The following is a 13,097-nucleotide window of genomic DNA, read 5'->3' on the forward strand; positions in this document are numbered from 1 at the left end:
TACTTGGCGACCAGCGGGAGAGAAGTTTCATTACTTGTGAATCACCAAACGCCTTATTCCAAACTGATTTTAAACAGTTCTTAACAACCAGCGGGAGAGAAGTTTCATTACTTGTGAATCACCAAACGCCTTATTCCAAACTGATTTTAAACAGTTCTTAACAACCAGCGGGAGAGAAGTTTCATTACTTGTGAATCACCAAACGCCTTATTCCAAACTGATTTTAAACAGTTCTTAACAACCAGCGGGAGAGAAGTTTCATTACTTGTGAATCACCAAACGCCTTATTCCAAACTGATCTTACACAGTTCTTAACAACCAACGGAAGAGAAGTTTCATTCCTTATGCATCACCAAACGCCTTATTCCAAACTGATTTTAAACAGTTCTTAACAACCAACGGAAGAGAAGTTTCATTCCTTATGCATCACCAAACGCCTTATTCCAAACTGATCTTACACAGTTCTTAACAACCAACGGAAGAGAAGTTTCATTACTTATGCATCACCAAACGCCTTACTCCAAACTAGTCTTAAACAGTTCTTAACAATCACCGGAAAGAAGTTTCGATCATGCCAAATTAATCACACCATAGAAATAGAAACGGAGCAGCATAAATAAAAAAAACTTTACAAGCCTAATAACCTCAACAAAAAAAGCCCTTCCCTTCTATACTAAAAAGGAAGAACTTTATTCTCTACTTTTAAAAATGATACACTCAGCCAACACTACCAGAAGCCATCACTCGATGTCTTTGCTCCCGTTTATATTGTTGAATGATTTTCAATGCTCGTTTTCTTGTTTTTCGATTCGTACACTTTAATCGTCTGCGTGCACTTGAAAGATCTTGTTTCTCCATCAAATCACCTCTTTGCATCTGTTTGTCGGTTACTTATTCTTACTGATTACCAGCTTGCTTTGTGTACACCAGGAATTTGTCCTTGATGTGCTAAAGTTCTAAAATTGATTCGTGACATGCCGAATTTACGTATGTATCCTCTTGGTCGTCCATCGATCAAATCGCGATTTTTTAAGCGATTTGGGTTTGAATCTTTTGGTAATTTTGCTAAAGCTTCATAGTCTTTATTCGCTTTTAACTCAATGCGTTGTTCAGCGTATTTTTCAATTAGCGCTTGTTGATGCTTTGCTTTGGCAATTTTTGATTTTTTAGCCATATTTTTCCACCTCCCACAAAACGTAATGATTACTATTTGACAGATGTAATGCTAACATCAACTAACATAAAATGCAAGTATTCTTCTTTATTTCATATCCGATATATATCCTTTTGAACTGACTGTTTTAATAATTCTTGACTTCATCGAATTTTATTGCGTTAATGGAAAACGACATTAGCTGAAGATATGTATCTATAGTTCAAAAAAATAAAAGCAAGAGAACGATGTTTTATAACACAGTTCCGCTTGCTTTTATTTTTTTGTTAACGCAGAATTTTTTCCATCTAATGCTGGATTATAAAACTATCTATCGTTAAACATGTATCCTTTAGATCGAATCGTTTTAATAAACCTTGGCTTCATTGAATTTTGTTCTATCTTACTCCTTAAGTGGAAAACTGTATTAGCGATGCGATAGTTTTTATCCTCAATATCTGTTTCGTTCCCCCATATTTTTTCCTTAAACTCTTCATACGAAATTGCTCTACCTGGATTGTTACATAAAATTTCCATTGTTTGAAATTCTTTTTTCGTTAAAGGAACTTCCCGCTCTCCATCAATGACAACACTTAAATTGTTTGGCAATAATATGAAAGCATCGGAATTTATCGGATATCCCTGTTCTAACGCATCACTGAAGGGTTGACTATCTGTTAAGAGATTGTTCAAAGTCAATAACAATTCTTCTGGATAGATTTCTGACGAAAAACAAATTTTGATTCCTAATTGTAAATAGACAATATTTGCGTGAAAGTCGCCCTCTTTTGAAAGCAAATAAATTGGTGAATAAGTATTTTTTGTCAGTTCGATCAGCCAATTGCAAGTTGTAGGCATATTGGTTTCTTGGATAATGATTGCATCAGTTTGTATTTTTTCAGTTGGTAACTTATCGTTTGGTATCAGTACAACATTCCAGCCTTTTTCAGTTAAATATTTCATATGAGCACATTTTTCAGGTTTTTCTGACGTTAAAAAGCCAATTGTATGCATCCTCTAGTCCTCCTATTAATTTAATTTGGTTTTACTAGTCCATCATCTAATGGATAAATTAGCTCTTCTTTATATAACTCTCCTTCATGAAAAAATACAGAAGAGACAATTCGATTGATTGAAATAGTTTTATATACAAGTTCTATTATATAAAATGTTTGGCATAAATAAGTATAGTGATCAAGTTTAGTGTAGCCTCAATAAGTGATCAACCTATAAGTTACTTCTGTCATATTTAATATGGCAGGTAATAGCTTGCAGATTGATCACTTTATTTTCACTCTATTTAGTGGCATGTACCGCTATGAGTAATTGTCACGACCTCATTCTCATTTATTTTCCATAGTCCTAATTTAATCATTCATATTTGTTGTATTTATCCTCCTGTCGGAGCATCTACTAATTGCCATTCAAGTTGTCCAGTATATGAACCTTTATAATTACCGATATTTACCTGTTTATAAAATAAGCCTTGTTTGCCATTCCACTCGTTAGATAAATTGATTGTCCCTAAAGTTGGCTCACTCTGTCCAATTTCAATTGTTTTAAAAGTATTCTTCGGAATTTCTTGAGGTATCTTATCTTTTAATTTATAAAAATAACTCCCTAACATAATTCTATTCTTATTTTTCAACTCACTCGCCCTAACTTTTAGTTGCCATCGGGCGTTCAAGCGATTATCAAAAATACTTAAACTATCTTCACTTGAAATTTTCACTGGTTGATAATCTAATTCACCTAATTTTAAATCTAGTGATAAATTTTTAGGTACTTCACTAAATTTATACTCACGAAGTTTAGTTTCAAATTCAGTAATATTGTTTGAATTTTTATCTGCATCATCCATAATGACTTGATAATTCGCATCCGAATCAACTACAATTTCAATTTTTTCATTTGAAGGACCATCATACAGTACTTTACCACTTTTTTTGTTCAAAATTTTGAAAGTGTGTCCTGGATAAAGTTCAATTTTAGATTGATCACTTTTTTGTGCATGAAGATTAAGAAAACCTTCATTGGTCGAATCAAAGGGCCTTATTTTTGTCCCCATATCAGTAATTGGAAGATTCTTAACACTTGTTAGTGATAAACTATTAGCACCTGCTACAAATGTTTGCTGATATTGCGATGAAGTATTAATAAAAAAGGGAGAGATTTTATCATTATAAGTCAATTGAGTTTCACTTATGTCAAAATTCAAAAATGGACCTAAATCAAAGATTGGTATGACTCCAACTAACTTATTCTTATTTAAATAAACTTGCTTTAATTTTGGTAATTTTTCTAACCCGGGCGGAATAATCTCAATTAGTCCATTATTATTAAGGTCCAAATATTCAAGCCCCTTCAAATCAGCTAATGACTTGGGTATACCCCCTGAAAAGCTATTGCCAGATATTGATAATTTGTTTAACTTCGTCAAGTTTCCCAGTTCATCTGGCAACCTTCCATCAAGATTTTTATCTTTCAACTCTAATATTTGTAAATTTTTAAGGCTCTTTATATTTTTAGGAATATACTCGCCTGAAAAACTTGCTCCTTTTTTATTACTGATTGTGGTTATTTCTAATAAGTCATTCATATCAAGATTATCATCTATCCTCTTATTTTTACTAGCAAATTGTTGATTTATTTCATTGATAAGCCATGTTTGATTTTCAAAATACTCTGAAGTAACTATTTGCGCTTTAGTGACGCTTATTGGCACATTAATCAATTTCGTTAATAAAGGTGTTTTTGTGCTTGCTATTTCAACATCAACTGTATAATTTCGAAGCTCATTAAAAATAACTTTATTTTTAAAACCAACAACTTTAACACTATCACCCGGAAAGGCCGAATAAATATTTTCTACTAAATTTTTAGGGTCTAAGTCATCAGTGCTTGATTTAATAGCAACAGAAGTTGGAATAGGTTCGCCATATAAACCAGGAGTTAAAATTGCATTTGCACTATTCACTTCTGATTTTTCTTTTTTATCATCTATAATACGCTCATTGTAAACCGACATGGGAATTTCATATTTATTGCTTTTTTCATTATACTGCTTTTCCAATGTATCTATTTTAAATGACTTAAATGAAATATCTATAGTAATCATATTATTTGCTAGCTTTTTCAGGCAACTATTATTTAATTTCAATTTAATTTTTTTATCACCTACTTTATCCATACTAACATCTATTGTATTAGTAATATCTTTCCCATCTTGATCTTTTATAATAAGTTCATGTTTATCTATGTCTTTGATAATATCTTTAGTATCCTCAATGTATATATTCAGATTATCTGGATATAAGTTATCGTAAGTTAGTGGCAAAGCTTGGTTAATGGTAAATGACGCAACAAACTTTGTATCTGTAGATTCGTGTCCTTTAATAAGCGGAGGACTATATTCAGGATAATAAGGAACTTTAATAAATTTATCGAAAAAATCGTAACCGAAATAACTCCCTAAATAAGAACCTGGACCTTTGACTTGATAAACCCAAAATGGACTTTCATTCGTTGTAATAAGTCTCCCCCTAAACTCTCTTGCACCATCTACTTGTAAGTCTCCTGTATTATTCATTGAGAAACCCGTATATAGATCAGTGTTAACTAACCTTGTTAATCCTTCAGTTCTAATAAGAAAAGAACTTTTTGTATTAGTTATATGAAAATTTAATGGAATATCAAAATAAACATTTTTATCTTTAACAACTTCATATATAGGTGTATCTGTATAAACTACTACTACAGAAAAAACATTACTATTATCATTTTGTTTAGAAGAATTTGCCTTCAAGTAAATTTTTCTAGAATTTGAGTCTAGTTCAAACATAATACTATTGCCAGATTTATCAGCAGCATTCTCCTCAGTATACTGAGTAATAGCAATTCCAATTTCGCGATTCTTGTATTGGGCAAGCTTTGGAATAATAATCCTATCCCCTTTATTGAGAAAATCTTGATAATAATTTCCAGAATTATGATATTTCATCTTTCTAGGAATATTATTATAGCCATAAATAGATATACTCTCAACCAAATCCTGAGAACTAGTTTTTTGATCTAATAGAATATACTTTCGATCATGGGGTAATGGTTTCCCTTTTTGAATCGTTCCGTCCTCATTTAATAATGTAACATAGTCATCGACAGTTGCGGCATTTGTAGTATCCCCAAGAAAAAATACGATGAATAATAATATTAATACGCCTATCTTTTTAATGATAATTCCTCCTCTCCATAAAGATTAGAACCTAATTTTTATTAAATTTTTTTGAATGTTAGGCTATATAAATAGAATTCCATTAAACAAAGAATCACCTTTTTAGGCGATTCAAGGTGATAATAATTCCACCCAAAATAATCAAACTTACAAAAACAATAATAATAATTATTATGAACTTATATTTTGGCTTTTGTTTTGATTCAATTTCAACAGCTTCTTCATTTAATCGAGTTGCTTCTTCATCTGTAATCCTAAAAATCCTTGTAAATGCCCATGTTTCACTTTTCGAACGTGCAGTGATTTCTAATTCATAGCTTCCTTCCACTAATTCTTGGTTTTCTAGCGAAATTGGAAAGTCAAAGTTAGAATTAGGTGCCATTGCTAAATCTGATTTTTCAGCTTCATAAATCACCTTTTTTGATCCATTTTTCCTTACTTTAGACTTTATTGATAGGTCACTGATAAATTCCGGTTTAATATTTTGAATATTAGCCGTAATCGCTGTACGATAATTGAATAGTCCTGCCTTAACCGCATTTAACTTAAGTTCTGGTTTAACTCTGTTCAAGTTCTCCCTCAATTGAATACCGATTACAATTGAGAAAACATTCTTAATTTGAACATCATTTTTCTTTGAAGTTGACTCTATTTGTCTATCATTTTCTTGCTCATAAACATTAAAGCCACCAACTATTTTTCCAATATAATCTTTTTCAGGCATCTTCAAACGGAAAGTAACTCTTTTAGTATCTTTCGGTAAAATTGTTACTTTCTGTTTTCCGGAAACTAATCTTGTAATTGGATAAACTATGCTCGAATCATTTTTCTCTGGCTCTATACTATACTCCAGTTCACCATTTTGATTTGTCGTAGCACTGTAAGGCTCAACAACTAAATTTAATGTCTCAGTACTATTACTTTTAATTTCTAAATCTATATTTTGTATTTGTCCAGCAGTCATTTTCAAATCAAAATAGGTCTTTGTTTTGTCAATTTGATTTTCTGGAATGATCGCTTTTACTGAATACCCCATATCTTCCGCAAAAGCCGTTTCACAAACACTAAATAGTGTCACTAACAAAAGTGTCATCAGACCGTGCTTTATTATTTTAAAAAATGTCATCTACTACTCTCCATCTAATTTTCTGTACTGGGGACATCTGCCAATTTCCAATAAATGGTTGCAGTGTATTCTCTACCTACCTTGGCAGTATTAGGTAAAATGTCCAACGTAATCATTTTATTTACCGCTCGCCCGCTTTTCCATCTTGTTGCCCAGATACCTTGCCCAGAGTCCTTATCCGCTGCCATAACTTTTTGCAAATCTTTGTTCAGTGAAACAGAATAACTTTTAGGAGGGACTGCATATTTAGAATTATATTCCTGAATATCTCCTTTATTTAACGTCAAGCTAGCTCCACTCAACAAATATTTTTTTTGATCATTCGTTGTCGGCTCAGATACAAAATTAGATATCTTTGCATACAGTGTCCAACCACCTAAGCTTCCTCTTAAATCTGACACTTGAATATATGGATTAGAATTGATTGCATATTCTTCTTGATATAATCCGCTTCTAACAACTTTTCCAAAACTAAAATTTGGTACTCGATCAATTTTTAACAAACCAGAACTGTTCGTACCGCTATTTGTTGGATCTTCTGGATCTTGACCAAACAATGGGGGAATGGGATTTTCTTTCCCTTCGATAACGGCTGCGCTAATATCAGACTTTACAGATTCGTCATTTCTTGCTAAACAAGTTCTTGCCACAAAGACTGGTGATACAGTTACTCCTACCAAAGCAAATTTGAAATATTTTGAATTCACTATTATCTATCCTCCCATTTTTTGATTTATCTTTTTCAATCCTTTATCTTAATTTTAATTAGGTGCATTCGTTAATATCCAATTTAATTTCCCAACATAACTTGCTTTGCGTGCTGTATTAGGAATAGATAACTGAACCCCAGTTTTTCTAGTTGACTCTTGTTTATCTGCATATCTTTCAAAAATGTTGGTATAGCGTCCCATTCCTTTTCCAGCATCTGCTTTAAATACTAAGCTGGATAACTGACCCGATATTTTTGCTTCTTTTCCTATCGGTGTATTTTCAGGGCGGATTGATGAACTTTTTGATGTGACTTCAGCTGTCGGTATTGTTAGTTCCCAACCCTTTAAATCTTCTCCGTCATTTTCTCCACCTTTTACCTTAAAAGAATCCATTGCTACTTTTACGTTCCAACCAGTTCCCTCTCCTGTTACATCTACCACTTCAATACCATAAGCTTTATTTTGAGGAATTGTTGCTGATCTCGTTTCTCCTAAAGGAACAGATGGATAATTAAAATCAGAAACTGCTTTGATGATAAATTCTCCATTACGGGCTGGTTTGTCTGATATATCTTCTTCTGTTGGACCTTCTCCAGTTCCAGAATTGACATTCACAGTTACATCAGATTTCAACTCATCTGCTCTGGCTACATTGGGTAATAACGCTATTCCAAATGTCATCGTGGACACTAAACTTGCTACTATTTTCTTATTCATAAATCTTTCCTCCAATATTTTTATTTGCTCAACAGCTTACTACGACAACTTCCCTAAAGATTAAAATATTATTTATTTGTTATATTACTAAATTACATCTTCTAATGACCAACTAACATTACCAGTAAATTCATTACCGCTTGTATTTTTTTGTTGACCAGAGTTTACAGCTAACTGTACATTTTTGATTTCAGCAGCGAAACCTTTAGTGCCAGGTTTTGTACCCGTCATAATTGGTGAACTCCCAGTTGCTCCAGCTTCTAGAGATACTTTTGTTGCACCAGTAACTTTGTCTTCTGTATATTTAGTTAGTTCCGGCAATTTTTCGATTGTTGATGGCAAGTTGCCTGTTTCCTTATCTCTTTGATTATCTAAATCAAACTTAGAGATATTTGCAGAATTTAGTGTCAATGTTGATGCTAATTTCACAGTAGAATCTTTTGTACTAACTAAATCTGACATTTTAGCAGTCAGTTTCCAGTTAGTTTGTTCATTTTCATCACGATCTTCATAAATTGCGATGTATTGTTTCCCACTCACTTTTTGATAATAGACGGAGCTAAGTGCACTTGCTTCATTTTCAGAACCAAATTTGAAAGCAGTTGGTTTGTTAATTAAACTTAGAGCTTTGTCATAAGGTCCAGGAATAATTGTATTAGGGTCGTCACTGCTAAAACCAATACCAACTCCTGTATTCGATTCTCTTTCTGATGCTTGAGTAGCTGTTGGCAACATTACTGCCCCAAAAAATAAACCTAAAACTAATGATCCTAAAACTTTTTTATTCATTTCTTTTCTCCCAACACATTTTATCTCTAAGGAAGTTACCGTAGTAAACTGTTGAAATATTAATATATCTAACTCAGATTAAATATATTAATTTGTTTTTGAATATACATAAATACATAAATTAATAACAGAAAACAGATGATTGACATTGCTAATAACAGCCAGTTCACTAATATTTTAGATTTTTTTAACTTTAATTTTTTTAGTAAAATATTGTCTCGATTCAAGGAGAAGAGAAACAGTCCTAAAGAAATTGCACTACATGCTCCTAATAAATATAGCCAAGTATAGGCTCTCATAAAATTTATTCTCCCTTATTCAAACTTTATATGACACTTTCTCTAATAAATTTATCTGTTAATTACCTCCTACTTTGATTTGTCTGTCTAAAATAATCGAAAAACTAATCACAATCAGGAGCATCCCACTAACTAGGAATGTTAGTGGCTTCAGCATTTCTCCAGTATTTGGTAAACTAACTCGTTTGTTGATTGGTTTACTTTTACCGGTTGATGGTGTGTTCTCACGAGAGGATGATGTAAGCACTTCATCTTGTGTATGTTTAAATGTAATCCCAACATCAGCTGTCCCACCTTCATCAGCAAACACAGTAGGTGTAGGTATTAATAACAATGTTAAACTGAAAAAGAATATTATGATTACTAATCGATTTTTTAATGTTTTACCAAATTTCTGTTTCATGATTTTCACTCCTTCATTCGATTTTTTTATTCTTAGATCGCTTTACATTCTTTCTTTTATTTTTTTTTAGTTTTCTTTTTTTTGAACGTTCACGAACCATTTTTTTCCAACGTTTATTTCTGATACTTAAAGCAACAACTACTAATAAAAGTGAGCCAATAGCTAGAATAACTATATATGGTAACCATTTAGGTGACTCTATTTTGAATACTGTTTCTTCATTCATTTTTTTCGCTTTTTCAGCTGAAACATTGAAATCTTTTTTCCAGTTCCAATCTTCTTGATTATTTTGAGCATGAACATTTAAAGTGTATTCACCTGGATTGATTGCTTCGACTCCCCAATCAACGGAAAATTCATACGTACTATTAGGTGCCATGCGAGCATTTTCAACAGTTTGTTTTTTTAAAATATTTTTTGAACCTTTTTTTGTTACAGTAGCTTCTATTTTTAAATTATCAGCTATTTTTGGTTCTGGATTATGTATAACAGCCGAAACTTGCTTACGACCTAATTTTAAACCAAGTTTAGCTGATGCTAGATTCAGCTTTTTAGCATTCTCATATTCTTCTCCTGTTTCAGTAGTAATTAACCCAATTTTATATTGATATTTACTGGCGATCGTTTGTTGCTTAGTTTTCTCTTCATCTTCAACACTTTGAAAAACAATAGCACCTAATTTGATTCCTTGATAACTATCTTTTGGTGGTGTCATTATCAGTTCAATAATTTTTTCTTCAAAACTTTCCAAAGTAATTTCAGGTTCACTTACTTTAACAATATTTGTCAATGGATCTTTTAAAGTTTCATCAAGTTCTTTGGTTGGTTTATCATACTCAATATTCCCAGTAGAACCCGTTGTACCATTAGTGACAAAAATTTTAACTTTTGTTTTTTTATTTTGAGTTGATTTGACTTTCACTTTCAATATTTGGGTCTCATCAGGTTTGGTTTCAATAAAGAAATAGGATTTGTTTGTTTCAATTTGCGTATCTGGTCTAATTGCTTGAACGACAAAACCTAATGGGTCCGGTTCTTTATCGGCAGCAATTGAATGGTTTGGTAAAATAAATAGTATAACGCCAACCAATAAAACGTATCGACAATAACTTGAGATTTTTTTTAATTGCGCAATCATCTTAACTTCCTTTCTCTGTGTAAAAATAACATCGACTCGCTTTGTTATAACTAAAAATAGACTATACTGATTTTAGTTAGTATTTTTTGAAAAGTATCATCCGTCATTTCCGATAATAAAATATGAACACCCTTTTTCAAGGTCCTTATAATATACAGCATCAAATTAGTTTTTTTTACAGTTTAAGACATCAAAATAAAATGTAGCATTAGCTGACTGCACGAATAAGGTGCTCATATTTGTTTATCAATGAACTCATTCATAGTACAATTACTTAGTAATAAATAAAACAACAAGTAAGCGCTTTCTTATTACATATGAAGTTTTTCCTATTTTTAATCTATTTAAACCTTTCTTTTTCTATCATTATATTCTAAAATATATTAAAATTATTTTTTTTAAATATTTATTTTTCTAGGAGGGAAAATAATGACTATAAATACAACAATTTATGTAGTTGAAGATGATAATCTTTATAGAAAAAGAATTATTCATTATCTTGAAAACTACCACTCAAATTCTTTTCATTATAAAATATCTTCTTTAGACAATCACTTGCTTTTTATGGAAGATATTCCAACATTGGACATTTCTGATAATGATGTCTTTTTTTTAGATATTGATTTGAAAATGCAGTATTCAGGAATTGATTTAGCCAATAAAATCCGAGAAATCAATTCAAAATGCTCAATTATTTTTCTAACTAGTTTTGAAGACAAAGCAATTTCAATTATCAATAGTGAGATTTTTCCGCTTGGTTATCTTGTAAAAAATCCAATTGACTCAGCTGAACTGAAAGCCACAATCGAAAATGTGCTGCTAAAAATTGAAAGTCTCGCTAAAACGGCTTGGCGGCAAGATCAAGACATCACGACGTTTATGAATGGATACGAATCGATTTATCTTAACTGTAAGGAAATTTTATATATTGAATCATTAAAGGGTTTTAAGAGCCGAATTTTAATCAAAACTTTCTCAGAAGAGTTAATCATTGAAGGTAAAATTGGTAAAATCAAAAATAACTTAAAACAATCGTATCTATTTTCATCTCTTCAGTCTTATGTAATTAACCTTGAAAATATTTCAGCAATCAATCGAAAAAACGGTACGATTACTTTTACAGATGACAAAGACCTTTTTGTAGGGACTAGGATCATTGATAAAGTTAAAAAAGGGTTACAGGAGTATCGATATGCTGGATAGACCTTTCTTCATCTCTTTATTATCACTAAATCTTCTACAACTACTTTGGTTATTCGCTTATAAAAAGATATTGCTTTTTCGAGAAACTATGATATTAAGTATTATTTTAATTGTTCAGTTTATCGTAAGTTCGCTGACCAATGATCGCTTAGTTATCCTGCTGTTGATTCCTTTTTTTCTTTTACAATTTTTATTCCCTGTAAAAAGAGTTCAAAACTGGTTAACACCAGCTTTATTTTTAAGCTTTGAAAATGCAATTGTGTTGCTCTCTTGGTTTTTAACTTTAGATTTTTGGGATATTTTATTTATTAATCATTTTATATCATTTGAGACCTACTCTACGTACTTACAATTCTTTATTTTTCTGCAACAATTTGTTTTCTATTTACTTTTGATCTTTGCTAATTATTTAAATAAACGATTTAGCATGACAGTAACTCTTCATCTTTTACCTAAAAAATATCGATTTATATCTGCCTTACTTTTATTTTTCTTGTTTTTTACAATTGGATTGCAACAACTTAGTGTTTTAGAAGGATACTCAGCTCCTTTTTTTTATAGTACATTCATGATTATTTGTTTTACGGCTTTTCTTAGTTGGAATATGTTGCTTGTTGTTAAGCAACAAAACGAACAGCAATATATTAGTATTCTCAAAGAAAAGTATGAGCAAGAACAAGAAAAAATCGAACGTTCAAATGAGTTTCGTCATGACTATAAGCAACTTTTGATGGGACTGACTTCATATCTAGAAACAAACAATACGAAGCAAGCTCTTGAGCTACTTCATTCAATTATTGATTATTCAAACTCATTACTTACTCCTAATCTATATAAAACAATCGCTGTGATTCATAATCCCCCGATTCAAGGTCTTTTAACAAACTTTCTTAAAAAGTGTTCAGAAGGAAATATCCAGCCCAAAATTCAAATAACTGAAAAGCTTACAGATATTGATATGAACATCGTTGATTTTATTCGTTGTTTCTCTATTTTATTAGATAATGCTTATGAAGCAGTTCAAGAAATTAACCTGCAGCTAATTGAGATAAATATCACTGGTAATCCTGAATTTGTAAAAGTAACAGTCAAAAATACTTATAGTGATGATAGTAGCCTCTCTTTTCATTCACTTTTACAAAATAATTTTTCGACTAAAGAAAATCATCAAGGGAAAGGATTATATATCCTTGCAAAATTGATCGATAAGTACAAAAAAGCCAGTTATCAATTAGCTAAAAAAGATAACTACTTTATCGCAAGTTTTTCAATCCCCAAATTAAAAAACAATAATCCATCACTAAAAAATGTAGAACAATGATTAGTAC

General features: G+C 31.3%; 12 protein-coding genes. 2 read left to right on the forward strand and 10 right to left on the reverse strand.

Annotated elements, in window-relative coordinates; all coding sequences use genetic code 11:
* Positions 1-717: 717 nt before the first annotated feature.
* The 10 genes from BCR21_RS17035 to BCR21_RS12505 all read right to left on the reverse strand — a co-directional run bounded on the left by BCR21_RS17035 (position 718) and on the right by BCR21_RS12505 (position 10,566).
* Positions 718-858, reverse strand: a complete 141-nt coding sequence (locus BCR21_RS17035; protein WP_167351787.1) for a putative metal homeostasis protein — start codon at positions 856-858, stop codon at positions 718-720.
* A 46-nt stretch (positions 859-904) separates the two neighbouring features.
* A complete protein-coding gene (gene rpsN, locus BCR21_RS12460; protein ID WP_069646773.1) occupies positions 905-1,174 on the reverse strand; it encodes a 30S ribosomal protein S14 in 270 nt (89 codons plus the stop codon).
* Between the two features lie 306 nt (positions 1,175-1,480).
* Complete coding sequence (locus BCR21_RS12465) at positions 1,481-2,167, reverse strand: winged helix-turn-helix domain-containing protein (RefSeq protein ID WP_069646774.1); 687 nt, start codon at positions 2,165-2,167, stop codon at positions 1,481-1,483.
* 376 nt (positions 2,168-2,543) lie between these two features.
* Positions 2,544-5,201 carry a leucine-rich repeat domain-containing protein gene (locus tag BCR21_RS12470; RefSeq protein WP_167351788.1) on the reverse strand — a complete coding sequence of 886 codons (2,658 nt, stop codon included), beginning with the start codon at positions 5,199-5,201 and terminating at the stop codon, positions 2,544-2,546.
* Positions 5,202-5,478: 277 nt separating this feature from the next.
* Positions 5,479-6,510, reverse strand: coding sequence for a WxLIP family cell surface protein (locus BCR21_RS12475; protein ID WP_069646776.1), 1,032 nt, complete (start codon positions 6,508-6,510; stop codon positions 5,479-5,481).
* 14 nt (positions 6,511-6,524) lie between these two features.
* Positions 6,525-7,217 carry a WxL domain-containing protein gene (locus tag BCR21_RS12480; RefSeq protein ID WP_069646777.1) on the reverse strand — a complete coding sequence of 231 codons (693 nt, stop codon included), beginning with the start codon at positions 7,215-7,217 and terminating at the stop codon, positions 6,525-6,527.
* Positions 7,218-7,271: 54 nt separating this feature from the next.
* Positions 7,272-7,937, reverse strand: coding sequence for a WxL domain-containing protein (locus BCR21_RS12485; protein ID WP_069646778.1), 666 nt, complete (start codon positions 7,935-7,937; stop codon positions 7,272-7,274).
* 87 nt (positions 7,938-8,024) lie between these two features.
* Positions 8,025-8,726 (reverse strand): hypothetical protein, encoded by a 702-nt coding sequence (locus BCR21_RS12490; RefSeq protein WP_069646779.1) that lies wholly within the window; start codon positions 8,724-8,726, stop codon positions 8,025-8,027.
* Positions 8,727-9,083: 357 nt separating this feature from the next.
* Positions 9,084-9,428, reverse strand: a complete 345-nt coding sequence (locus tag BCR21_RS12500) for a cell wall protein (protein ID WP_069646781.1) — start codon at positions 9,426-9,428, stop codon at positions 9,084-9,086.
* A 13-nt stretch (positions 9,429-9,441) separates the two neighbouring features.
* Positions 9,442-10,566: a WxLIP family cell surface protein gene (locus BCR21_RS12505; RefSeq protein ID WP_069646782.1), complete on the reverse strand. Its 1,125-nt coding sequence runs from the start codon at positions 10,564-10,566 to the stop codon at positions 9,442-9,444.
* A gap of 429 nt (positions 10,567-10,995) precedes the next feature.
* On the opposite strand from BCR21_RS12505, the gene BCR21_RS12510 reads away from it, so the two are divergent.
* Entirely contained in the window at positions 10,996-11,769 is a 774-nt protein-coding gene (locus tag BCR21_RS12510; RefSeq protein WP_069646783.1) for a LytR/AlgR family response regulator transcription factor, read from the forward strand.
* The gene (locus BCR21_RS12515; RefSeq protein WP_240488098.1) at positions 11,723-13,090 is read left to right on the forward strand and encodes a sensor histidine kinase; all 1,368 of its coding nucleotides are present in this window, start codon (positions 11,723-11,725) and stop codon (positions 13,088-13,090) included. The genes BCR21_RS12510 and BCR21_RS12515 overlap by 47 nt, the downstream gene beginning before the upstream one ends.
* Positions 13,091-13,097: the final 7 nt, after the last annotated feature.

Origin of the sequence: Enterococcus ureasiticus (assembly GCF_001730285.1) — a bacterium.
Lineage (GTDB): Bacteria > Bacillota > Bacilli > Lactobacillales > Enterococcaceae > Enterococcus_L > Enterococcus_L ureasiticus.